Origin of the sequence: Exiguobacterium acetylicum DSM 20416, assembly GCF_000702605.1 — a bacterium.
Classification (GTDB): Bacteria; Bacillota; Bacilli; order Exiguobacteriales; family Exiguobacteriaceae; genus Exiguobacterium_A; species Exiguobacterium_A acetylicum.
On sequence record NZ_JNIR01000001.1, the window covers coordinates 844651 to 868500 of the forward strand.

Annotated in this window: 27 protein-coding genes and 1 other RNA gene; 18 read left to right on the forward strand and 10 right to left on the reverse strand. The window is 49.1% G+C overall.

Annotation, left to right across the window (positions count from 1 at the left end):
• Nucleotides 1-15 precede the first annotated feature (15 nt).
• A complete protein-coding gene (locus P401_RS0104315) occupies nucleotides 16-2391 on the forward strand; it encodes a glycoside hydrolase family 31 protein (protein WP_029341380.1) in 2376 nt (791 codons plus the stop codon).
• Nucleotides 2392-2466: 75 nt separating this feature from the next.
• Here P401_RS0104315 and P401_RS0104320 read toward each other — a convergent pair whose 3' ends face one another.
• From P401_RS0104320 to P401_RS0104330, 3 genes are all read right to left on the reverse strand, one after another.
• Complete coding sequence (locus P401_RS0104320; RefSeq protein WP_029341381.1) at nucleotides 2467-3267, reverse strand: SMI1/KNR4 family protein; 801 nt, start codon at nucleotides 3265-3267, stop codon at nucleotides 2467-2469.
• A 105-nt stretch (nucleotides 3268-3372) separates the two neighbouring features.
• Nucleotides 3373-3954, reverse strand: a complete 582-nt coding sequence (locus P401_RS0104325) for a DUF1643 domain-containing protein (RefSeq protein WP_023467910.1) — start codon at nucleotides 3952-3954, stop codon at nucleotides 3373-3375.
• Nucleotides 3955-3969: 15 nt separating this feature from the next.
• Nucleotides 3970-4653, reverse strand: a complete 684-nt coding sequence (locus P401_RS0104330) for a lytic transglycosylase domain-containing protein (protein WP_029341382.1) — start codon at nucleotides 4651-4653, stop codon at nucleotides 3970-3972.
• Nucleotides 4654-4760: 107 nt separating this feature from the next.
• On the opposite strand from P401_RS0104330, the gene P401_RS18015 reads away from it, so the two are divergent.
• The 8 genes from P401_RS18015 (at nucleotide 4761) to P401_RS0104370 (ending at nucleotide 12065) form a co-directional block, all read left to right on the forward strand.
• Nucleotides 4761-5435: a CPBP family intramembrane glutamic endopeptidase gene (locus P401_RS18015; RefSeq protein WP_051656240.1), complete on the forward strand. Its 675-nt coding sequence runs from the start codon at nucleotides 4761-4763 to the stop codon at nucleotides 5433-5435.
• 147 nt (nucleotides 5436-5582) lie between these two features.
• Entirely contained in the window at nucleotides 5583-6005 is a 423-nt protein-coding gene (locus P401_RS0104340; RefSeq protein WP_029341384.1) for a hypothetical protein, read from the forward strand.
• A 402-nt stretch (nucleotides 6006-6407) separates the two neighbouring features.
• The gene (locus P401_RS0104345) at nucleotides 6408-7088 is read left to right on the forward strand and encodes an ABC transporter ATP-binding protein (RefSeq protein ID WP_029341385.1); all 681 of its coding nucleotides are present in this window, start codon (nucleotides 6408-6410) and stop codon (nucleotides 7086-7088) included.
• Nucleotides 7085-7903 (forward strand): hypothetical protein, encoded by an 819-nt coding sequence (locus P401_RS0104350; protein WP_029341386.1) that lies wholly within the window; start codon nucleotides 7085-7087, stop codon nucleotides 7901-7903. The genes P401_RS0104345 and P401_RS0104350 overlap by 4 nt, the downstream gene beginning before the upstream one ends.
• A gap of 12 nt (nucleotides 7904-7915) precedes the next feature.
• Nucleotides 7916-8986 (forward strand): hypothetical protein, encoded by a 1071-nt coding sequence (locus P401_RS0104355; protein WP_029341387.1) that lies wholly within the window; start codon nucleotides 7916-7918, stop codon nucleotides 8984-8986.
• Between the two features lie 54 nt (nucleotides 8987-9040).
• Complete coding sequence (locus P401_RS0104360; RefSeq protein ID WP_029341388.1) at nucleotides 9041-9922, forward strand: ATP-binding cassette domain-containing protein; 882 nt, start codon at nucleotides 9041-9043, stop codon at nucleotides 9920-9922.
• A 5-nt stretch (nucleotides 9923-9927) separates the two neighbouring features.
• Complete coding sequence (locus tag P401_RS0104365; protein ID WP_152548171.1) at nucleotides 9928-10971, forward strand: hypothetical protein; 1044 nt, start codon at nucleotides 9928-9930, stop codon at nucleotides 10969-10971.
• A complete protein-coding gene (locus P401_RS0104370) occupies nucleotides 10968-12065 on the forward strand; it encodes an ABC transporter permease subunit (RefSeq protein ID WP_029341390.1) in 1098 nt (365 codons plus the stop codon). Before P401_RS0104365 ends, P401_RS0104370 begins: the two co-directional genes overlap by 4 nt.
• 87 nt (nucleotides 12066-12152) lie before the next feature.
• On the opposite strand, the gene P401_RS0104375 is transcribed toward P401_RS0104370, so the two are convergent.
• The 3 genes from P401_RS0104375 to P401_RS0104385 all read right to left on the reverse strand — a co-directional run bounded on the left by P401_RS0104375 (nucleotide 12153) and on the right by P401_RS0104385 (nucleotide 13606).
• Entirely contained in the window at nucleotides 12153-13046 is an 894-nt protein-coding gene (locus P401_RS0104375) for a hypothetical protein (protein ID WP_029341391.1), read from the reverse strand.
• An 89-nt stretch (nucleotides 13047-13135) separates the two neighbouring features.
• Nucleotides 13136-13342 carry a DUF2922 family protein gene (locus tag P401_RS0104380; protein ID WP_029341392.1) on the reverse strand — a complete coding sequence of 69 codons (207 nt, stop codon included), beginning with the start codon at nucleotides 13340-13342 and terminating at the stop codon, nucleotides 13136-13138.
• A gap of 36 nt (nucleotides 13343-13378) precedes the next feature.
• Nucleotides 13379-13606: a DUF1659 domain-containing protein gene (locus P401_RS0104385; RefSeq protein WP_023467919.1), complete on the reverse strand. Its 228-nt coding sequence runs from the start codon at nucleotides 13604-13606 to the stop codon at nucleotides 13379-13381.
• A 68-nt stretch (nucleotides 13607-13674) separates the two neighbouring features.
• On the opposite strand from P401_RS0104385, the gene P401_RS0104390 reads away from it, so the two are divergent.
• The 4 genes from P401_RS0104390 to P401_RS0104405 all read left to right on the forward strand — a co-directional run bounded on the left by P401_RS0104390 (nucleotide 13675) and on the right by P401_RS0104405 (nucleotide 17298).
• Entirely contained in the window at nucleotides 13675-14670 is a 996-nt protein-coding gene (locus P401_RS0104390) for a potassium channel family protein (RefSeq protein WP_231884689.1), read from the forward strand.
• Between the two features lie 69 nt (nucleotides 14671-14739).
• Nucleotides 14740-15432: a hypothetical protein gene (locus tag P401_RS0104395; protein WP_029341394.1), complete on the forward strand. Its 693-nt coding sequence runs from the start codon at nucleotides 14740-14742 to the stop codon at nucleotides 15430-15432.
• A 59-nt stretch (nucleotides 15433-15491) separates the two neighbouring features.
• Nucleotides 15492-15905: a hypothetical protein gene (locus tag P401_RS0104400; RefSeq protein ID WP_023467922.1), complete on the forward strand. Its 414-nt coding sequence runs from the start codon at nucleotides 15492-15494 to the stop codon at nucleotides 15903-15905.
• 49 nt (nucleotides 15906-15954) lie between these two features.
• On the forward strand, nucleotides 15955-17298 hold the full coding sequence (locus tag P401_RS0104405) for a S8 family peptidase (protein ID WP_029341395.1): 1344 nt from the start codon (nucleotides 15955-15957) through the stop codon (nucleotides 17296-17298).
• A 47-nt stretch (nucleotides 17299-17345) separates the two neighbouring features.
• Here P401_RS0104405 and P401_RS0104410 read toward each other — a convergent pair whose 3' ends face one another.
• Nucleotides 17346-17789, reverse strand: coding sequence for a hypothetical protein (locus P401_RS0104410; protein ID WP_029341396.1), 444 nt, complete (start codon nucleotides 17787-17789; stop codon nucleotides 17346-17348).
• 134 nt (nucleotides 17790-17923) lie between these two features.
• Here P401_RS0104410 and rnpB point away from each other — a divergent pair.
• Both rnpB and P401_RS0104415 read left to right on the forward strand, forming a co-directional pair.
• Nucleotides 17924-18297, forward strand: an RNA gene (gene rnpB / locus P401_RS18245) — RNase P RNA component class B.
• Nucleotides 18298-18408: 111 nt separating this feature from the next.
• Entirely contained in the window at nucleotides 18409-19554 is a 1146-nt protein-coding gene (locus P401_RS0104415; RefSeq protein ID WP_029341397.1) for a THUMP domain-containing class I SAM-dependent RNA methyltransferase, read from the forward strand.
• A gap of 519 nt (nucleotides 19555-20073) precedes the next feature.
• On the opposite strand, the gene P401_RS0104425 is transcribed toward P401_RS0104415, so the two are convergent.
• Nucleotides 20074-20268 (reverse strand): hypothetical protein, encoded by a 195-nt coding sequence (locus P401_RS0104425; RefSeq protein WP_029341398.1) that lies wholly within the window; start codon nucleotides 20266-20268, stop codon nucleotides 20074-20076.
• Between the two features lie 202 nt (nucleotides 20269-20470).
• Here P401_RS0104425 and P401_RS18500 point away from each other — a divergent pair, with 202 nt between their 5' ends.
• Both P401_RS18500 and P401_RS0104435 read left to right on the forward strand, forming a co-directional pair.
• A complete protein-coding gene (locus P401_RS18500) occupies nucleotides 20471-20623 on the forward strand; it encodes a hypothetical protein (protein WP_158513334.1) in 153 nt (50 codons plus the stop codon).
• 101 nt (nucleotides 20624-20724) lie between these two features.
• Nucleotides 20725-21222, forward strand: coding sequence for a hypothetical protein (locus tag P401_RS0104435; protein ID WP_029341399.1), 498 nt, complete (start codon nucleotides 20725-20727; stop codon nucleotides 21220-21222).
• On the opposite strand, the gene P401_RS0104440 is transcribed toward P401_RS0104435, so the two are convergent.
• Complete coding sequence (locus P401_RS0104440) at nucleotides 21215-21403, reverse strand: hypothetical protein (protein WP_029341400.1); 189 nt, start codon at nucleotides 21401-21403, stop codon at nucleotides 21215-21217. The two genes, P401_RS0104435 and P401_RS0104440, sit on opposite strands and share 8 nt — an antisense overlap.
• 85 nt (nucleotides 21404-21488) lie before the next feature.
• Entirely contained in the window at nucleotides 21489-22400 is a 912-nt protein-coding gene (locus P401_RS18020) for a tol-pal system YbgF family protein (protein ID WP_160171443.1), read from the reverse strand.
• Between the two features lie 116 nt (nucleotides 22401-22516).
• On the opposite strand from P401_RS18020, the gene P401_RS0104450 reads away from it, so the two are divergent.
• Nucleotides 22517-23845 (forward strand): M20/M25/M40 family metallo-hydrolase, encoded by a 1329-nt coding sequence (locus P401_RS0104450; protein WP_051656242.1) that lies wholly within the window; start codon nucleotides 22517-22519, stop codon nucleotides 23843-23845.
• Nucleotides 23846-23850 lie beyond the last annotated feature (5 nt).

The following is a 23850-nucleotide window of genomic DNA, read 5'->3' on the forward strand; positions in this document are numbered from 1 at the left end:
AAGTCCCGAACCCGTATGCGAACAATTGATGAATCCCATTTCTACACGCGCGACATGAAACCACAAGCACGACCAGACGCCATCATCCAAGGAGATGTCTACCGTTTCACGGTCTTAACGAGTCGGATGATCCGGCTCGAGTACGCGGCGGATGGACAGTTCGAGGATCGACCGACCCAAACGGTCTTCAATCGTGATTTCCCGGTACCTGCTTACCGCATCGTCGAAAACGAGGAAGAATTGCAAATCATCACCGAGCACGTCCATCTGCATTATACGAAGGGACCGTTCGCTGCGAACACATTCTATATCGATGTCTTAGGGAACTTCAGTACCTACTACAGCCGCTATACGTTCGGCGGACCGCTCCGGACGTTAAAAGGAACGGCACGGACGCTTGACCATGCGGACGGCGTCATCCCACTCGAAGAAGGAATTGTCTCCCGACAAGGTTACGCAGCGATCGACGACTCGAACGCGTTCGTCCTGACGGAAGACCACTTCGTTGAACCGCGACGCTCCGGTACGCATGACATCTATTACTTCGGATACGGTCACGACTACAAACAGGCACTGCGTGACTTCTACCACCTGACAGGACCGACACCGATGTTACCACGTCAGGTACTCGGCAACTGGTGGAGTCGCTACTGGCGTTATAGTGAGAAGGAATACAAGGATTTGATGACGCGCTTCAAGACAGAAGACATTCCATTCTCGGTCAGTGTCATCGATATGGACTGGCACGTCACCGATATCCCGGAACGCTACGGAAGTGGCTGGACGGGCTATACGTGGAACCGTGATCTATTCCCGGATCCACGTGGATTCTTGCAATGGTTGAAGGATGACGACCGGATGGTCACGCTCAACTTGCACCCGGCGGACGGTGTGCGTGGGTTTGAAGAAGCATACGAGGCGATGGCGGTCGCGATGGGCGTCGATCCCGAATCGGATGTCCGAATCCCATTCGATTTCTCGGACCGGACGTTCATCGAGAACTACTTCACGAAGCTGCATCATCCGCACGAGGCAGATGGCGTTGACTTCTGGTGGATCGACTGGCAACAGGGTGCGAACTCGAAGATGAAGGGGCTTGATCCACTTTGGATGCTCAATCATTACCACGCACTTGATATCGCCCGCGATGGCAATCGACCACTGATCTTCTCACGTTACGCGGGACCCGGAAGTCATCGTTATCCGGTTGGTTTCTCGGGCGATACGATCATCTCGTGGGCATCGCTCCAATTCCAGCCGTATTTCACGGCGACGGCGTCAAACATTGGCTACGGATGGTGGAGCCATGATATTGGGGGACACCAGCGTGGGGAAAAGGATGACGAGTTATCGACGCGTTGGCTTCAGTATGGCGTCTTCAGTCCAATCATGCGCCTGCACAGTACGATGAGCATCTTTAACGGGAAAGAACCATGGCGTTATTCGACCGATGCGGCGAACGTCATGAAGAAGTACCTGCAGCTCCGGCACCAGCTCGTACCGTATATCTACACGATGAATGCCCGCAATCACTTTGACGGTTTGCCACTCGTCTCACCGATGTATTATGAACATCCGGAAGACGATCAAGCGTATAACGTCCCGAACCAGTTCTACTTCGGAACAGAACTGATTGTCGCACCGATGGTCACACCAATGCATCGGAAACTGCACATGACGGCGACAACCGCTTGGTTGCCGGAAGGCGAATGGTTCGATTTCTTCAACGGGCATCGATACCGTGGCGGCAAACAAATCCGTCTGTTCCGTTATCTCGAAGACCAAGGTGTACTCGCAAAAGCCGGTGCGATCGTGCCACTCGGTCGTCATCTCGAACAGTCGAATGCCCTGCATAATCCAGAGGATCTCGAAGTCGTCGTCTTCCCGGGAGCATCGAACCGCTTTACGTTGTTTGAAGATGACAGTACAGGTGTCGCGCACCGCGATGGTGTCAACGTCGAGACGACGTTTGCGCTCGACTGGGAAGCACGTGAGCTGACGATCGCGGCACCAACCGGACACCGTGACTTGCTACCTGAAAACCGCTCGATTACATTGATCTTACGTGGAGTCCGTGAAGGATACGTTCAGCGCGACGGAGAGAGTGTCACCGGCGTCTATGATCATGCGACGCAGTCCCTTCGTGTCGAACTCGGTGAAGTGACGGATACGATCACGTTGTCACTCCAAGTCGAGATCTCGACGAACGAGAACAAGATGGACCGGTTGTATGCATTCCTCGACCAAGCGGAAATCAGCTATGACCTGAAAGATCGTTTGTACCGTCTATTGTCACAAAAACTCGACCCGGTCAACATGATGCACCAATTGCAAGCACTCGAACTCGAGAAGGATCTCGTCGACTGTCTGCTTGAGTTGATGTTGTCTTAAACGATTGGATAGGCATGCGAAAAAGCCAGTATTCGTCATCCGAATGGACGAGGAATACTGGCTTTTTGATTGAGGTCAGAACTTTTCGTCTACCTCTTCATCCATCCAAGATAGTAAGTCTTCTGCATCGAGATCGTCACCTTTACTGAGGATCAAGGTCGTGACGTCATCTCGTTTCTGTTCTAATAACTCCGGGTTGTTCGTCAAGACTTCCATGAGGTAATACGCATACGAGTCAAGGAAATCAGGCTGATCGTTTCGTTCGATCAGTGTCATGAACGCTTCGATCAGTTCTTCCTGTTCTTCATCGAGAATCATCCAGTGGGAGTAGGCGAGGAGTTTTTCATTCTCGTCATCTCCACGGAGAATGTCCTTGATTTCAGGTAACGTCAGAAATACGACATCTGGCATGACGACTTCCGGAACATCGCTACTCAGCTTCGTTAACCATTCGTCATAGGTCGTTGCGACAAAATGTGTTTCTGCGACAGAAATATCGAGGCACCAGACAGTTGGCTCGGCAGTTTCCGAGAAATGGAAGTACCAAAAATAGCTACCTTCGCCTTCCGCGAACATCATGACGTTTCCTTCGACGTCCCATTCCCGGAGGATCGACAATTCGTCTAGATACCGTTCGAATGTCAATGACGACATGGAGCGGAGTGGGAGATGCAATCCAGTTTCTTCGTCCGACCATGTATTCTCAAACTCGACCATCACGGCCATGGCTTCCGGAGCACCGCCGTTTTGTTCCTGGATTTGTTCGAGGTAACGGACGGGGAGTGAACCGTTGACGGCTTGCTCGATTCGTTTAATGTCTGTTTCTTTGACTGAAATCATCGTTTCTTCCTGTAATTCTTCATCCCAAAATGGCATCGTATGACCTTCCTTGCTATGTAATATGTAGACCTTGATTATACGCGAAGCTGATGGAAAATGTTTCAAAAAAAGACCCTTTCCGTTATGGAAGGGTCTATTGTGTCATTTACGACGCAATTTTTTCGCTTTTTGTTTCATGTCGTTGTACGTAATCATCGGGCTATCGTCCATCGTCAAGCGCAGATGGTTCGGTTCGCCTTTGTTCGTGATGCCGGAGCAATAGAGGATGTCGGCATACTGCTCAAACAGTTCCTCATATGCCGGCAGGTGGTGCATCAGGCGACCAGGCGACCCCCAGCCACAGAGGACGACGCCATTTTTCGCTTTGACCTCAGCAAGTGTCTTCGCGACGAACTCGTAGTTCGTCTCATCGAAGCTCGCTTGCGCGAACGGCAGATCCTCGCTGACGAGCAGGTCCGGCATCAAACTGATGATGTCATATTGTTTGACGGGGTCACTGACATACTTCTTCATCAAATTGTACGCACGTTGTGTCGTCGTTCCAGAGAGAAAGGCATCCGTCGTCCGAGGTGTGTAGATTAAAGCGGCGACGTGCGTACCTTCTGCGATGTCGTCAAAGATGTAGCTGCGTAAATAGCGTTTCGTCTTGTCTCGATCAAACGTCGTTTGGACGCGGATCGACGATTCCTCAATCAAGAGTTCGGAAGAATCGGCTGGTGTCATGGGTGGTGCCTCCTTTTAATTGGTCAAACGTGAGCTGATGCGAAGGAAGAATGCGAGTGTCTTCTTCTTGAGGTCGGGGTCGTTCGCATCGATCGCCTCGACATGTTGTTGGTAACGATCATATTGGGCGAGCACGTCAGAGACATATTGTTCACTGCGATTGTATTCAAACAGTGCTGTCGCGAGCGTGTCTCGGTCGGATGTCTCTGCGACATCGTGTTGTTTCAGGTATTTTGCCGCCGTGTGGGCGCTGTCGACGAGACTCGTCGGATCGGCTTTCCCGTCGCCGTCCGCGTCCACTCCAAGACCACCATATTTCTTGATGGCTTCCGGGTCTGTCACGTCGATGCCGTCATGCTCGATGTCTCCGAGCGACGTGCCACCTTCGTATCCCCAACCGACCCATGTTTTCGGCATGAATTGGAACGGACCGATGGCGCCAACGGACGATTGCATCGCTGACGAGTTCGAGAAGATCGTCTCGACGCGATGAATGGAGGCGAGTAGCTTCCAGTCGATGCCGTAACGTGCCGCGGCTTGTTCGTAGATGTCGATGTTCTCGGCAGGTACGCCATGCTGTCCATAATACGTACGATACATTTCATTTTGAACACGTTCCCGATTTTGCCAGTAGATAAAGCTACTGACGATGAGGGCGAACAGTACGAACAAGATGCTGATTCGAAAAACTTTTCGCATATTGTTCTCTCCTCTGTATAGGATTCCACTGAATGGTATCATATTTTAGTAGGGTCTAATAGCACTTTCTGTGACGGGAGTGTGGAATCAAAAAAGGAGTCGAAGTCATGTATCTCTTCGTAAATGGTTTTTTACTCGGATTGCTCGTCGTCCTTTCGATCATCGCAGCGGTCCGTCCGGTCGATTTGACGATCGTTCACCGCAAGGAATTCTACCCCTCGATGGTCCAGTCGAGCGGGATTTTATGTCTGTTGCTCGTCGGTGGCACGCTGATTAGCGGTACGCTGTTGCCGGAAATCGGGTTGACGTTTTTTGTCCCAAGTGGTCCTGTCTGGTACGCGACGATCGGACTGATCGTCTTGCTTTGCATCGTCTTGCTTTTGACGGCGACCGTTCCAGCATTTCGCAAACGTTTGCTACCGCTCTATCAAAGTGAGGCGGAACGACTGATTCTGCCGCGAACGAAAGAGGAACGGACCGGGTTCCAAATGGTCGCACTGATGGCAGGGGTGACGGAAGAATTGATCTATCGCGGGTTTCTCTTTCATGCGCTCGGATTATTTTTACCGTTTTCAGACGTCAGCTTCGTCTGGATCGGTGCCATCCTGTTCGGGGTCGCCCATCGTTATCAAGGGTGGTTCGCGATTCTCGTCACGGGGCTGATTGGGGCGGGGTTCGGCTACTTATACCTAGCACTTGAGACGCTCTGGCCACTGATCATCATCCATGTCTTGATTGATCTCGTTGCCGTCTACATCTACAAGGACGATGTTAATTCCTGACATCGTCAAAAAGCGTTGAATTTGGTAGACTAAATGTCAAGCGAAGTCATCGTTTAAATTGGTCAAGTTGACGGTTGCAGAACAGGTCAAATGACAAGTAGAATGAGAAGGTAAACGCTTACACATCAAAAGGAGATGGATGAAACCATGCGAACGATCACTTCCACTGGCGAGCGAAAGAAGACGAGTTGGACATTGAATATCGGCAATCAGCCACATTTGATGATGGGTGGTGTGACAGAACAAACGCTTGATGCCGAGCAACGTGTTGTCTACGACGAATTTTTGATTCCGACGACGGACACTTTGATTCATCGGTTCAAAGCCCGCTTCCCGAACCATCTCTGCGAGAACGGGTATGATGTGTATGGCGCTGCCGCTTTTGACGAACAGGTCGTCGAACTGATTTCGAATTGGTTCATCGAGCTGGTCACCGTCTTAACAGCGATGCAGCGGACGAAAGGCATTCAGCATGTCCAGATTGAAGGCGGTGTCGCAAAACGGACCGACTTCTTACCGACCGTGCGTCGGACATGCCGGGCACTGGAGTCAACGATTAATATTTATTGAAACACCAGTCACGTGTTCAGAGGGGACGTCCATTAGGGCGTCCTCTCTTTTTTTGATCAACGAATCGAAAGAGTCAGATGTCATGAGGATAACGTGCACTTTTTTGTTCATCTCGAATCGTTTTCCTGGGACAAGCATCGAGCCGCTTTACTTCGTTGCAGGGTCGCTCCTGTTTGTTTTTCCCTAGGAAGCGATTTCGAGTGAACAAATCGCGTTTCTTTCTTCCAGATAGAAACGAAGTCGAAAGACTCGCGGAGTCGGACATGATTGTCCGACTCTTTTTCATTTTCTGGATATATTCAGGGAAAAACAGGTTGACGACAGACTGTATGGCATGTACCATACAGTTAACAGATGTACTATTGTCTTAATACAATGGTGATAATGAAGGAGGAAAGTCTAGTGCTTGAAGTGAAGGGGCTACAAAAACGATATGGACGAAAAAAGCAGGTCTTACGTGACGTGACGTTCTCTGTCGGTCTAAACGAAGTGACGTGTCTGATCGGCTTGAACGGGGAGGGGAAGTCGACGATTTTAAAAGCAATTCTCGGTCTGATTCCGGTAGATGCCGGGACGGTGACGGTCGACGGCAAAACATCGCGCGACCAGATCGCGTTCGTGCCTGATCTCCAGACGATGCCGAGCTACATGACGATCGGACAAGCGCTCGCGTATATGGCGGATCATTATCCAGACTGGAATCAAGAGACAGCAGAACGATTGCTGCAGACGTTCCAGCTGTTTACGACGGATAAAATGGCGAACTTATCAAAAGGGAATAAGGCGAAGTTTAATCTCGTCTTAGGATTCGCCCTCGATCGACCGTACATATTACTCGACGAACCGCTCGCGGGAATCGATCTCTTCATGAAGGAACAGATCGCTTGGATTTTCTCAAGTGAGTTCATGGAAGGACGGAGCATCCTGATGACGACTCACGAAATTGCTGAGGTCGAGCAGGTGATTGACCGAGTGTTATTCTTACGGGACGGGAAGATCGTCGAAGTCAAAGAGACGGATGAGTTACGTGGCCGTCATCATCAATCGGTCCAAGACCGGATGCGGGAGGTATATCAAGGATGAAACGCTGGTTGTTATTAACAAATGAAGAACTGAAACGGAGTACGAAACTACTGGTGTTCTTGATTTCAGGATTGATCGTCGCGGAAATCGCGTCACTGCTCTATCAGATTTACGATTATCAAAGCACGATCGAGAAAACGATGCGTATCGATCAGATTTCAGAAATGGACGCAATTGCACAAGTAGGTGGTGCGTTGACATTCGCACAGGCAACGGATTTTTACGATTCAATCATTGTTTTAGCGATGGGGATGATTCTCTTGTTCGCGTTCTGGATTTGGTATCGCGACTGGATGGGCGAGACGAAGTACATTTACAGATTGCTATTGTTACCTGGTTCACGCCGGGCGATTATTGCATCAAAACTGACGGCCGTTCTTCTCGTCGTCGCTAGTCTGATCGGAATTCAGTGGGTGTTGTTGTTGCTTAGTCGTAATCTTTACTTATGGCTATTGCCAGATGCTCAACAGGTCACAGCCAGCATCAACGAATACTCCTTCTACATGAAGTTGTTCTATACGATGTACCCAACTGACATTTTATTCATTTTACTAATGACATTCATCGTCATCTCGTTCGTCTTCATGACAGTATTACTTGAGCGTTCGTTTCGAAGAGGAAAAGCGTTCTTGCTCGTCGGATTACACGGGGTTGCGCTGATTGGCGGTTATATCGTTTTAGGCGTAGCCTTGTCAGCTATTTCGAGCAACCTGAGTCAGCTGCATATGCAATTTTATTTCGGATACGTCGTGCTCTTAACGTTATATGTGTCATACAAAAATCTGCGGTTAGTCCAGACGCGCCTATCCGTATAAAGGAGAAATCTCATGAAACGATATCGTCAACTTTTGATCTATGGATTGATCATTCTCATGACAATCGGGAGCTACATCGGCTATACGCTATCGATCCAAGGCGCAGACTTGTCGCTCGAGACCGTCAGTGGAAAACCTTCGCAAGTAGAAAATTTTAATCTACGTCTTCAGACGAAAGGCATGCGTTCGACGGTTTATGATGTCGATGCTAAGGGAGCCATTGAAAAACAGTCAAACTCTTACGTCGGACAACTTTTCCGTGAAGATAGCATGACGGATTTACCAGACAAATATTATGAGTTCACGACACAAATGGAAACAAATGTCAGTGGGAGTGGGCAATCGGAATATGCGATTCAGATTAAACACAATAAACTGCAATTTAAGATGTTTACGTTCAAGACAGAGAAAATGTTCGAGAAGACATTTCAGTATGATACAAAACTTGAGACAGGGAGGGACTTACAAGCCAGTGTCGTCGATAAACAGGCGATGAAGGTTTATATCCAACTCGATCGAGTCGATCAGCCAAAGGAAACAAAACTACTTGTGCTCGATTTAACAAGCGACCGGGTCGAAGAGATCGTTCTTCAAAAACCAGTAGCGCCTAAAAACGCTCGTCAATTTTTAGCGATTCATCAAAATGAGGTCGTCTACACGGAACAACCGTCTGACAGCGATGAAGAGAACACAAAACTATCTTATTTTCTCGATGACGGGAAGGTCGTTCGGTCCATCAAGGAGTTAAATCAGCAACAAATCGGTTATACCCCCTATGCGAACGGTCGTTATCTAATTGGCTTCCGCCTGCCGGAAGGAGAGACGAAACGAATCGAATGGTCGATGTTCGACTTGGAAACGAAACGATTATCCGAGCATAGCGTAAGCAGTCCGCTTGTTTTGAAAAAGATCGATTGGTTGGATTCGACGGACGAGATGCAGCTCTATCTCTCATCAGAGACGAACGCTGGATTCCAAGTGTCCGTGATCGATCTGAAGAATGAACAACTGATGTATCAAGGTGAAATCAAGGATGCGAATCATAAAAAAGGAACACATATCTATGATTTTGCGATTCAATGAAATGGAGACGTCATACCGAAACCGGATGACGTCTTTTTGAAAGGACAGAATGATATGAAACTAGAAATCGAACAGTTATCAAAAATCTATCCGAATCGAAAACAGGCGTTGCAGGAGATCACGTTGACGCTAGAAGCCGGAGTGTATGCCTTGTTCGGTGAAAATGGAGCAGGGAAGACGACGTTGATGAAGATTCTCGCTGGACTGTTACGTCCATCGCAAGGGGTGATTCGAGTCGACGGTCACGTCGTCTCACCACTAGAAGAAACGTACCGCGAACGAATCGGGTATTTGCCGCAGGAGACACCGCTTTACGGTGATTTCACGGCAACACAGTTTTTAACGTACTTGGCAACGGTCAAGGGCGTTCCTAAATCCGACATCACCTCTCGCGTTGAACAAGCCTTGATCGATGTGAATTTGCTAGAACAAAAAAATCAGAAACTACGCCGCTTCTCAGGTGGAATGAAGCGACGGATCGGTATCGCGCAACTACTGTTGAACGACCCGGACTTTCTGATCATCGATGAACCGACGGCAGGGCTTGATCTAAAAGAACGGATTCATTTTCGGAACGTCATCGCGACGATTGCGCGAAAACGAATCGTCTTACTGTCGACACATATCGTCTCGGACGTCGGGTCGATCGCAAAGGAAATCATCCTGATGCAGCAAGGGAAGATCATCCGCCAAGCTAATCCTTATACCTTGCTCGATGAGATCGCGACCTCGATCTGGTCCGTCGATGTATCGGACGAGACATTACTCGTCTTGCAGGAGACGTACCAAATGGGTGCGATTCACCAAACGCGGTCTGGTAAAAAACGCGTCCGGATCATCTCATCCGATCGACCGCATCCAGATGCGGTTCAGGAAGAGCCGCAACTAGAAGATTTATACCTTTATCACTTAGATGAACGGATGCGTGGCGCGTGATGTCGATGTTACGATTCGAATCATATAAATTATATAAATCGCTAATCGTCTGGTTGCTGTTGATCGGGACGGGAATCTTTTTCTTACCGACATTAGTGGAACCGATTGATCATGTCGTCAAGTCCCGCTATTCTTCGTTCGAAGGACCAGCAACGAAAGACGTCTTTAAGATGATTGAGACAGATAGCAATATCATCAATGATCCAGATACACGAATGTTAGAAGACGACATATTTTACAAGAATGAAATCTATGCTCAAATCTTACATATGGAAGAAGCGCAAATTCAACGGCAGCAACGCCTCGACGTTTTAAAAAGCGATACGTTCGAGCAAAAGCTCGTCAATCGTATCAACGTCGCATCGATTGGCTATCACGATCCGGCGGAAATCGTAGCGACGTTCGTCAATCAATCCGGACTCCTGTTCCCGTTGATCGGACTCCTACTCGTGACGATCAGTTATACACGTGAACGCATGACCGGAGTCGAACAGTACCAGTTGACGTCGCGGAATGGACGACATCTCTTATTACGTGCGAAATGGATGGCTGCCGTTATGTACGTGACGATCATCCACGTATTAACGTATCTTGCGACGATCTTAGTCGTCCGTTATCAACTCGGACCGATCGATTGGTCGGCACCGATGCAAGCGATGGATGGACTAGCTGCAGCGCCGTATCCATTATCGATTGGTGGATATGTACTGTCTACGTTCATTTATCAGGAACTTGCCTTTGTGACGCTAGCGACAGCTATTTTATGTGCCTCGTTATTCGCGAAGCAGTATAGTCACGCCTTCGTTTACGTGACGATTTTGATCGGCTTACCATTGACGTATGGTTACGTCATTCCGGACGTTTTCTTCCCGGACTTCGTGCAAGTGCTGATCTTCTTTTTCCCAAGCCGCGGCGTGCTGACGCGTGAACTGTTTCAGACAGACATACCGTTCGTCTTACCGATTTTTGTGATGCTCGTTTGGATGGCGCTGATCGTCACCCTTTACGTATTCATGATGCGATCTGTCAAAAGGAGGGAGCTGACATGAGTCGCGAGTTATTGAAGGTGGAATGGCAAAAGGTAAAGCAACAAAAGATGGTCTGGGTTCTCCTGTGCTTTGTGTTTATCGTCGGTCTGATTTTTTCGTTTAGTCGGATGGGCTTACCTGGGACGGAACGAACGAATGCACCGTTTGAAGGAAAATTGACGAAGGACTTCGTAGAACAGGCAAGAGAAGGAAAAAAGCGTGTAACAAAGGATGGGATTACGAAAGCAGAACAGGACGAATACGGGATATATTTGCAGGTTCTGAAGGCGAATGGACGGCATCAGTCGCAATCGCAACGTGTCGACGAATTGCGTCAAGAAGCGCGCTCTGCGACATCTGACATCAAAAAACGAAAACTCGAACAAGAAGCGTCGTTGCTTGCGAAAATTGATTATCAACACGTTGGCAACTACCGGACGCTTGATCAATTCATCGTATTTCTCGGTGTCGGAGGATTTGCGTTGTTGGCGATCGTCTTGACGTTAGTAACCGCGACGAGTTACTCGCGCGAAGCGCAGACCGGGATGTTGCAACTGCTCTATAGTTCAAAGCATGGTCGCAAAGACGTCCTGACGGCAAAATTAACACTCTCGATCCTGCTCGTCACTGGCATCATCCTCGTTTACAATATCGTGCAGTGGCTCTTATTTTTCCGTCAGTCGAGCGGCTGGGAGTTACCGATTCAGTTTAACTATCATGATTCTCCATATCCGTTGACATTCGGGCAACTGTATCTGCTCGCTATTTTGATGCAGTGGCTGGTCGGCATCTCATTAGTCATGACGTTCACGTTTTTCTCATTACTCGTCCGACATGTCCTCGCTGTTCTGATACTCGCATCGATCTGGCTGATTAGTCCGTTCGTGCTCGAGAAGTTCGTCGGAGGCATCATGGCTAGCGAAACGATTCGGTCACTTCTCCTCCTGACACAAGGACAATCATTGATGGTGTTCGTATTGTTTAAGGATTACCTTGCTATATCGGTGTTTGGGCAACCCATTACTTTACCAGTAGTCGTCATCGCCAGTAGCATCGCGACGATCCTCTTGTTCGGCTGGGGTTGTTACAAGCTGGTCTCTCGCCAGTCCGCCTAAAAAACGCTTCGCACCGGAAAAGTTGTCCGGTGCGAAGCGTCTTTTTTGCGTTTTGACTAGGAATCGATGTGTCCTAAGGCGAAAGCATCAAGACGTGAAGTTTTTCTCTGCCGCTTTACAGGCACGCAATAAGGCATCCTTGAAGAAACGATCTTCCTGCGAAGCGAGTTGTTGTGTCGCTTCTTCGTCTCCGCGCAGTGAGCGGGCGAGCATCTGGATGACCTTGACCCAGCGGCGGACGTGATCGAGTTGTGGGCGACCCATCGCGACGTATACCGTAAACCAATCGTTTTGATCGCGACGGATCATCCGCTGGAACAATGATTTCGCGAGATCGACTTCTTCGGTCGTCGGGAGTTCGTTCGTCTCGAAATAAAGACGTAACGCTGCGACAGCAGTCGCATATGCTGCTTTGACGTCTTCCGACGGTTGGTGTTTGCCGTAATCAGATGTCGACAGATGAAGTAAGGCGGGTTTCTTTTCGACACCCGTGATCCAAGCGGAGATCGTCTTATTGCCTTTATAGGCTTGACGGTTCGCGACCGGGAGCTTCGCCGTGACATTACCGACTTTCCCGATCAAGGTCACTTTATTGTTGCGATCTTGGATTTCAGTCACTTTCATCTCGACCGTATCCCCCATTTCATGGGGAATGGCTTTCGGCTGAAGCTTTTCTCCTGCCGAGAGTGGCGAGCGCTTGCGGATCATCCGCAGTGCTTCCTGTTCAATCCGGTCGTCAAGCGACCAGAGATGCTCTGGTGGAACGTTACGGAACCGGCGACGTCGAACCTTGATGTACTGGTCAAGCGCGTCAGCAGCTTGCTCCCGCGTCGATTCGCCACGTGCGACGGGGCCGATGATGTCTCGGAGCGTAATGGATTCGAGACGTTCCATGATGCCTTCGAACGGGATGAGTTCCATTACGTAGAGACTACAGACGACGAGTTCGCATTCGCGAGGAGTGAGTGGGCGTTTGGCCATAAATTGACTTCCTTTCAGCTGGTTGATGTTTCTAGTATACCAAAAAAAAGCCATCGTCACGTAATCCCGTGACGATGGTCTGAAAAAGCTTACAAGACGAATGCCGATTCCGAACTGTTTTGCAATTCAGCGGACGCGAGACGTGTGACACCGTTCATGAACGGGTCATGGGCGACGAACAAGTCACCGATTGCTTTGATCTCAGCCACGGTCGCATTCTCCTTCGCACCAGCGATCCGTAAGCGATACGGCTTTTTCGTCACCGTATCGAACGTCAGGACGATCGTATGTTCCATCAATGGTCACTCCTTTCGTGAAATGTAGAGGATGGGTCATGCCTTCAGTAAAGCGTAGTCACGGCTGATTTCCGTCAGCGCGTAACGTCCGTCGAGTAAGCTGCCGATCGATTGCCCGATCGAAGCGACGACGTCTGCTGGAAGATTCGAACGTAAGCCGTTGTAGCGGCGGCGAGCGACGACGGCATCACCGTTCGCTGTCACCTTGTCCTTACGCTCGAAGACGATGACGAGACTCGTCTTGATCTCTTCTGCTTGTGTCATGTGTATCACCTCCTTCGCCCTTATTGACAGGGGAAGAGACCGGATTGTTCGAAAGGAATGAAAAAAACATGGTCTGGTTACGTTTTTTACGAAAAGTCTCGTTTCTACGGATGCGGACGCTCGGATATGCATCGTTGATCTTCGTCTTCGGTGTCGCGGGCATCATGTATGCTCTTGAGCCGGAGACGTTCGGGTCCTACTTCCGCGCCGTCTACTGGACGATGACGACCGTCGTCACGGTCGGATACGGTGACTTCTTCCCGAACTCGGATACCGGTCGGATTCTGACGATCTTCGTGTTCATCTTCGGGATCGGGATCGTCGGTGGATTGATCTCAAAACTGGTCGACGGTGTCCAGTTGATTCGTAATCAAAAGGAAAGAGGGTTGTTACAAGTGAAGGAAACAGGACATACGGTCGTCTTCGGTTACAGTCGGCGTTCGAAGCACGTCATCGAATCATTGCTTGAACATACGGATGTCGTCCTCGTCGACGACCTAGAGCGAGAGCCATTCAGTCATCCCCGATTCCATTACGTCTGTGGTGATCCGGCACTGACGTCGACGCTCGAGCGAGCTCACATCGAAAAGGCGGTCCGCGCGATCGTCCTTGCGGATCATTCGATTCCGCCAGTCCATGCTGACGGACGAACACTGTTGATCGCTTCAAGCATCGAACGGGCGAATCCGAACATTTACACGATCGTCGAGATGATGCTCGAAGAACACCTCGACAGCTTTGAACAGGTCAAGGTTGATGAGGTATTGCTCGGTGACGAGACGATTGCCCGGATGGCGATCCTCGCGTCCCATCATCCTGGCGTAACGAAAGTCGTGACGAACTTATTGACGAAGGATGGTGAGGGAATGTTCTCGATTCCGACACGACCGGAATGGGCGACATACCGCGATGCGTTTCACGCCTTGCTGGAAGAAGGAGTGACGATTCTATCCGACGGGAAGCGGCTGGATTTGAACCAACGTCTCGACGAAACGATTCCGAAAAATGGAACGCTGATCGTCTTATGTTCGGAGGAAACCGCCCAACGAATCGGAGCAATTTAGGTCGGGCATGATTCAACTAATCTTTTTTCGGGTATAGTAAACAAATTTACTAGACGGAGGAAAAGGATTATGACACAACCACAACCAGAATGGATCCAAGAATTATTTGAGACGGTCGATCAAGGCGAAATTAAAAATGCACCGAAATTACTCTATATGGCATTGACTCTTGAACCAAGTTATTTTACAAAAGCAGTTAGTCGTTTTAATCAACGATTGGAAGTCGAACCATTAACGGACGTTTCGGAACTACTGACGGTGTATCGTCAATTCTTCCTCTCAGCTAATCCATCTGAGGAATACTGGTCACTTGCTTGGAACGAACTCATCCAGACCCTACAACATATGATCGATCGACCAGAAGCGCAGCAATTACTTAAAGAACATGTTGATTTACTCGACTGGTGGTCAAGTGAATCCTTACTGTCACTCCCGAGCTGGTTGACGATTTTAGATGTCGCAGAACGGATTGACGCGCTCGATCAATTTAGCAGTTATCTTCCAGATATCTTCGAGAGCTATGCGCTCGAGACAGCAAAGGATGAACCGTTCGCTCGTCTTGCCTGGTACGCACTCGCAAGCAATCAACAAGAGTTGCTTGCCCCGTACAGAGACCGGATTGAAGCCGGTTCATCGAAGGAAATTCAGTCTCTTCGTCAAGCGGATCTCGTCGATCAAATTGAAACGACACGGGTCGTTATGTTAAAGTCGAAAGATAACGAGCCGATTGAATTAACATTTGATCGAAAATGGACATTATAAATTATCGAAGAAAAAATGACACCTAGAAGCCGCACGAATCCAATCCAAGGGGTGTAGGGATGATTCACGTCAATTTACCGAGTGGTGACTATGTCGTGTTAGTAGAAATAAATCGTGAAGTGCTGCTGTGTCATTCGATTGAAGAAGCGGAACAAGCACAACGTGACCGGTATGAACTGGTCGGACGGATGAGCGAACGCTTGCCGGCAGAAGTGATTGGACCCTCGATTGCGGACTTCGTCCGCTTTTCGACTGGGTTCATCGGCGAAGAAGTAACGTGGCATGAAGAAGAGGAAGCGTTCTTTTGCCAACAGTTCGAGACGTTCGACGGTTCCCCGTTAGGTGAAGATTTGACGGGTATCGATGCAACGCGTTGGCGTGCGGTCCTTGCACGCTATTATGCTTACGTGACGATCGGAAAGATCATTCCTTTTGAAGTCAGCGAAGAACCGGACGGTACGGTTCCGCTTTAGTCCAAACGATTCTTCGGTCGGCGCGTAAACAGAGAAGGGCAGGGTTCCCATGAAAAAGCAACTTGCACTACTCACGCTAGCGACAATCGTCGCCATGCCAACGTCTGCTTTCGCGCAGTCTCAATACGTACAATACGACCCAACCTTTACAGAACAACAAAAACAAGAATGGTTGGCGAATCAAGGTCTGACCGAGATTCGTGCCTTGAAACAAAAAGGGTTCTCACTCGTCGAGCCCCTTGCGCACCTCGAAGAAAAGGATATCGACGCCGATTTGATTCCGATCACGGACGTCAAAAAAGCGACGGATTCTGCCCAATTCCAGCAAACGTACCTCGATCAGTCACGGATTCCGGCTTACTGGAAGTACAGCCGCGGGAAATCGGATGTTCGTGTTGCGATCATCGATGACGCGATTGATACGAAACACCGTGAGTTCAAGGATGTCATCTATAAAACGACGACGATTTCCGGGATTCGTAAACCAGATGATCATGGCACACATGTCGCGGGGATCGTCGGGGCGCGTGAAGACGGTCAAGGGATTGTCGGTGTCGCTTCTGGTGTCAAACTGATTGGAGCGGACGTCTTTGACGGAGAATATGCCGGGTCGATCGATATCGGCGACGGTATTTTGTATGCCATCGAGCAGGGAGCAGATGTCATAAATCTGTCGCTCGGACAATATGAATACGATCCGTATATGGAGTCCGCGATCAAAAAAGCAGAAGCGAAAAACATCCTCGTCGTCGGTGCAGCCGGAAACGACGGGAAGGGGAAAGTGCTTTTCCCAGGCTCGATGAGTCAAGTCGTTGCCGTTGGATCGGTCGGGACGCTTGGGCGTGCCTCGACGTTCTCGAACTACGGGAAAGGACTCAATATCATGGCGCCGGGTGAAGGGGTTTACTCTACGATCGTCGGGAACAAATACGGCTACTTGGACGGAACGTCGATGGCGACACCAGTCGTCAGCGGTGTACTGGCACTCGCGAAATCGAAGAATCCATTCGTCTCGAACACGACGATGCGCAGTAAGTTATATGCGGCAGCGACGAAAAAATCAGGCGATACGAAGTCGCATTATGGAACAGGTCGCTTGAACGCCGGGATTTTGGCGACACTGCCGGCACCGATCTCGAAGATCTCGTTGCCGTCAACGGTCAAGCCGAATCAACTGTTTTCATTCTATTTCGATGAGTACGCGAGTGCGAAGACGATGACACGTCTTTATAAGGACGGGAAGGTTGTCAAGACGTTCACTCAATCGAATTTAAAAAATGGACCGCATAAGTTTACGTATAAGTTGAAAGAGAAGGGGTCTTACAAGCTCGTCTTTACGACGACCGGCGGACGCCATACGCGGACGGTCGAACGACTCCTGACAGTGAAATAAAAAAAGCGCCTCCCACTTAGTGAGAAACGCTGTACGAGACCCGGAGATTACTTCGGGTCTTTTCCTTTTTTATAGACGGGCGTCGGAGGCGTTAATGCCTCTCCAGTCCACGTAATCATCGCTTCCATCTTGTATCCTGTGTCATCCTCATGGACGAACGACAGGCGACTGGAATCGATCAATTGGTATAAACCATAAGCGACCTGGTCAGCCCAAGAGCGTAACGTCATTGCTTCATCATACAACGGGATTTGCTCAGGGAAACGTTCATTCATAAGCAAGATATCGTGTTGATCGAAATGATAGCTACGTTTTGAGAGTGCATCGGGCGCCTTGACGTTGAACGGCTCGAACGCGTGGATGAGCTCCCCTTGACGATAGAAGGCGAAGATGCCGTTTCGCAGATGAAGTGCCTTGATCTCATCGATTTCGATCAGGAATGTCAACTTGCGAACCGTTCGCCGGTTCGTACCAGAGCGTCGTTTTTTCATGCTACATGCCCCCTTCTGAACTCTTGTACTATACCGTGAAATGAGGCAGAGACGCAACTTTTTCGTTTATAAAACGAGAATTGCCTCTTGCAGGAAAGTGACATCTACGCTACACTCATAAGCAGTGACTATGTTGGTTCGGACAATCGCGGGGCATTTCGGTGCTTTGAGGAAAGTCCATGCTCGCACAGCCTGCGATGGCTGTAGTGATCGTGCTACACAAAAAGATAAGTGTAGGCAGCGTCAAGCTGACGGCAGAAGGAACGCCTAAGTCTTCGGATAGGGCCGAAACTTCTTGAAGGTGCCACAGTGACGGAGCTTCATGGGAAACCATGAAGGTGGAACGAGGTAAACCCCACGAGCGAGAAACCCAAATTTGGTAGGGGAATTTCCGGAGCGGAACTGAACGCGAAGGAGAGCGTATGCAAATACGGAGATAGATGATTGTCGCCTGCGTGTGAGGGTCAAACCGTTTGGAACACTAAGGAACAGAACATGGCTTACAGGACCACATAGGCTGTTATTTTTAAGTTGAACGAGAGTCCAGGTCCACCCTGGGCTCTTTTTTTATTGCAATGAAACGATTCAGTGGAAGAAATAATAAAGGAGTGAACGCGATATGGCAAAACGCTTAGTCATCGCGACAGCGGCGATGGGAATCGAAGCGCTCGTCGCAAAAGAAGTCCGTGCGTTAGGATATGAATGTACGGTCGAGGACGGAAAGGTCTACATCGATTGTGAGATGGAGGACATTCCTCGTTTGAACATGTGGCTTCGGACAGCGGACCGGATCAAACTCGTCGTTGCCGAGTTCCGCGCGACGACATTCGAAAAATTGTTCGATCAAGTCAAGGCACTACCGTGGCACGAATTGATGCCGTGGGATGCGAACTTCATCGTCAACGGTCGTTCGGTCAAGTCGAAGCTGTTCTCGATCCGTGACTGTCAGAAGATCACCGAGAAAGCGATCGTCTCGCACATGCAAGAACAGTACAACAAAGGGACGGAATGGTTACCGAAGACAGGTGCGAGCTATCCGATTGAAGTTGCTTTGTTAAAAGACATCGCAACATTAACGATCGATACGTCTGGCGATGCGTTGCACAAACGTGGCTACCGTGAGTTCCACTCAGCAGCCCCACTCAAAGAAACGATGGCAGCAGCGATGCTGATGCTGACGAACTGGAAGCCGGACATGCCGCTCTACGACGTCTTCACTGGTTCAGGTACGCTTGCAATCGAAGCAGCGATGATCGGGCGTAATATCGCACCAGGGATCAACCGGGAGTTCGTCTCGCAGGAATGGAAATGCATTCCGAAGAAGGCGTGGTTCGATGCAATCAACGAAGCGAACGAAAAAGCCGAATGGGACAAACCATTGAAGATTTACGCAAGCGATGTCGATCCAGAGATGGTCAAGCTCGCGAAAACGAACGCAGAACTCGCAGACGTCCGCGATGCAATCAACGTCATGCAACGCGACGCAGCAGACTTCAAACCGAAGGAAGACTTCGGTGTCATCATCGGGAACCCGCCGTACGGGGAACGTTTGGAAGACGCACGTGAAGTCCATCAGTTGTACCGCAAGATTGGTACGGCGTATAAAGAATTCCCATACTACAGCGTCTATATGATCACGTCGTATGTTGAGTTCGAAAAAGCGTACGGTCGCCCAGCGACGAAACGCCGGAAGCTGTACAATGGGAACATCGAAGTTCAGTTCTATCAATATTATGGTTTGCGTCGGAAACGTCCGCAGGCTTAAGCCATTTCTAGCACTTACAGAAAACCCATTGCACACTTTTTGCACACTTGATGTGAAAAGCGGGAATTTCCTCACGAACCGCTCTGTTGAGCGGTTTTTTTGCGTTTCAAAAGCTGTTCGAATTGCGTCGCCGTATCCGATTGTAAAGTGTGCAATACGTGAGCGTACGTATCCATCGTCAACGTCGCATCGGCATCATGGAGACGCTCACGGCTGCCATTGTCGGGGACGATGAAGCCTACCGGCAATCACCCGCTGTCATTGGTATCGAGTGATTACACAGCGGAGGGCGCAAGAATTAGTCCCGTCTGTCGCATGCACTGAGCGGTACGCAGAAGGGGCTGAATGAGTTCTTTGATGTTGAAAGTTAGCTGGCGAGTATCCTCGAGATATATCATTGTCGGCTAAGCAACGCGTCAACTGCCATTACAAGACGGTTCCGGTCGTAAATAAGAACATCTTAGGTTTGACGCTAGAAGAGAAAAAGACTCTTCGACAGGATGTCATTAATCAATTTGATTAAGGACGTGGACGTTGCTTTTTAGTTCGGTCGAGTTCGGACTTTAAATAATGTTTCTCCGGGAAACAATAGTAATCCGTGCGCTCGCCTTCTTGAGATGAGGATTTTTCATACAGTACCCCAACTGTTTTATCACATTTTTCGCAATACCAATCTTCCATAAGCGGTCGTTTATTTCCTATTTTCTTAGGCATTCGAATTCCTCCTCTCTAATTTTTCTGCGTCGAGTATAAGCAGTTGACTAAGAGATATCAAGCATTTTATCTCTTTACCGGAATAGGCTGATAAAAATTGCCAAGTAAAATCAAGAATCTCATCGCTTCTCACGTCTCTATTGTCGAAAAGACCGCAAACAAGCTGTCTTTTTTGTTGACCAAAAGTAAGGAATAACCGGGCTTGGATTACCCGATTCCCGTAAAGGCATCGAGCACAGCAACATCGAGTGATCTCGGCATCTTCTTCAACCCGATCGAAGACGCAATCAACCTCGGAGCTTATGAAGCGTGTGCGCTTGAGGCGGTGGGCATCACGAAGGCGAAAGTCTTCTGAGCTGATCCGACACCTGGTAGTACCTCGGTGCTCGTCGTCTAAAAGGAAAGAATGCTGACGCTCGAAAAGATTACCGAAGCCGAGGTAAGGTAAGTGCGAAAGTGGCATTAATCGCGAACGACATCGTGCTTGTCCCGAACCCGTTGTCGATTTCGATTGAAGCGGACGCTAATTTTAATGCCGTCGAGGTCGTGTTAGAACAACCACTGCAAGATTACTTAGCCATCCTCGCATTCAGCGTGGAGAGCATCCGATATGTGCAACTGTTCAACCTCTTGATTGAACAGCCGACGGGCAGATGGACGCGCTCGCATGAGATTGCGATTGATTCGGGATTTGTACTGATTGGTGATGATGTTGCGTTTCGTGAGGAGGAACTAGCCGAGGAACTCTTTTTCGGTCAACAGGACGTCCATTTGTTTCGAGCGGGTATCATGACCGATTCTGGATATGGAGACGGCATCTATCATCTGAAAGTAAAGAAAAATCGAGATAAACAAATCATTCGGAGTAAGAATCAATTTCATGGAGTAGCAATCGAAAGACCGGTCAAAGGAATGCTCCTTCGACCGGTCTTTTTGAGGTATGTAGTTATTTGATATTGTCGATGGCGTTGCCGTCTTGATCGACTTGAGTAGAAAGTCCTGTCCAGCCACGACCTTTTGTCTCTAGCCAGCTGGTGAATTCGACGAGAAATTCCTCGTGTGGTACATGGCCACCATCTTTTTTGACGACGACGTACCCATCAAGCTTTACATATGACTCCTTCAGCGATTCCATTCGTAATCTCCTCCTAAGCAGCGGATGCGAAAGTAAGAGTATAGCGCTCGAAACACTCATTTACAAATGATATCCATTTGTCTTTCTAGTTTAACAAATGATCCGCTCGACATAAGATCGTCACCTTCACACCATCAGCGACAGAAAAGCCATTCATTCGTGTGCCATCATTCATGCGAAGCGGTGTCGTTTGGACGATGTCCTGGAAGAAAAATAGGTCACTTCGTAAATGACGGAGAAGCTGACGGACATGATCGTACGTTATCGCTTGACCACTCAATTCCGTCAATCGATCGGCTAGCGCAGGATACGTCGACGTCGTGTTCGTGATGATAACGAAGAGTGTCAAGAAACCGTTCGGATTCAGTAAGATAGTTTGATTTTTCCACTCGACGAAGGTTCCCTCTGAACTGCTTCGTAAGACCACTTCTTGACCGTCAGCTTGATATTCCTGAAACGAACGTTCATTGATCAATGTCTCCGTTCCGTCTTGGAGTTTTCGATAGTAAAGACGATCGAACAGGTGCTCATCTTCAACGAGTAATTCGTTTCGGTATTTGTTGAGTCGTGCCGCTTCATCCGGATGCTCCTCGTGTTCTCGGTATTCGAGTTCAGCAAGTGATTCGCGAGCCAGGTAGATGCTGCAGTTGACGACGAACATATGCGTCAGCGTCGTCTGGATGTCGCTCAAAGTAGCGTCAACCGTACCGTCGAGCGCTCGGCTGAAGTGACGTATCGCTTCCGCATACTGGCGTTTGACATAAAGAATATAGCCGAGACGGTAATTCGCAAGTGGGTGGTTCGGACGAAGGCGGATTGCCAACTTCAATGCTCGACGCGCTGCGCTATAATCCGGCGTCTCCGAAAATTTCGAGTACTCCGCTTGGCGGACATACAGATTCGTTAGTTCGTCTTCCAATTGTCTTCTTTCATCTCGATCCGTCGTTTCCCGAATGGCGCGCTGGAGTTCTTGCGCTCGTGCATAACTCGTTATCATTCCGGTCATCCTTTCTGTCTCTTTTCTTTCATCATAGGGCGGACCAACGTGTGTGACAAGCTGTCACAGCGGTGTTGCTACTCTATAGGTATCAACATTAAAGGAGTCGATGTGAGATGAAAAACGAAACCAAATGGATCCGATATGGCATTTTAAGTGGGGAAGTCATCAAAGAACCAACATGGTCAGCTTGTGTACAAGATGTCGTGCAACGAGCGGGTCAACAAGAAGCGACAGATGAAGAGATTCTCGATTGGATCGAAGAAGCAAAACATCGCTATGCACCACTTGACGATCATGGGATGGAAGCATTGTTTGATCCAAGAAGACAGGCGTTACCCTATCATCTGTTTGACGGGTATGTCCGAGGCATCGTTCGTATGATGAACGAACTTGGGATTTTGACAAGTTCCTGTTGTGACGGTCACGGTAAACGAGCTGCTCGGGTTTATACGCAGGATCTGCTGACGAACCAGCAACGATATCTGCTTCGTTTAGCGGCAGATACGGTTCCAGGGTTGACTGTGTCCTTACAGAGTCGGTGGATTCAACTTGAAGTGAGAGACCAACGTTCGCTGTTGCTGGATTTAGCGGAAGTCTTATACCGCATCAAACAAGACGCGTCGATGATACAAGAGCTGGAGTTGCAACGCTTCAGAAAGCGTCTGCTAAAATGGCTCGCTATTCCTGGACAAAGCAGAAGGGAGCAGATGATTCGCAGTCGCGTACAACAGGCAGTCCGCCGATTTGCTGACGATTCTGTTATCGATGAAAAAGGGAACCTGCTCGTGACCTACCATCAAGGGGAAGGACCGGTCATTTTATTATCGGCACATCTCGATACCGTCGAACGTATCGATTCGTACCGGACGCTGTTTCAGGAAGGAACAATCTTAACGAGTTCAAACGGGATTCTTGGGGCAGATGATCGAGCGGGAATCGCTGCGATTCTTGAACTCATGGAACGCATCCCAGCGACTGACTTCCGCGGAACGATCAAGCTCGCTTTTTCAGTCGAAGAAGAGATTGGTTGTCGCGGTGCGGAAGCGATGGACGCGTCCTTTTTAAAGGACGTTGACGCAGCAATCGTCTTTGATCGCTGCGGTACACGCGACATCGTTACGGGCTGTTATGGCGAGTTTGATTTTTGTAAGGAGGCTTTTGGCTCATGTTTTGAGCAAGCCGGTCTGTTGAGTGATATGCCAGATTGGCGAACGACACGGTACGGGGGGAGCAGTGATGCGAAACTATTCGCGTTACGAGCTATTCCGTCCGTTAACCTATCCGTCGGTTATCTGCATGAGCATACGGATTTTGAACAGGTTGATTTTGCGGCGACGCTCGAAACCGTACGTTTGGTCGAAACATTACTCCATCATCGATTGCTCGAGCGCTATTTCGCTGAGCGGACAGAAAATCCACCTCCAGGCGGATATACCGATTAATGGAT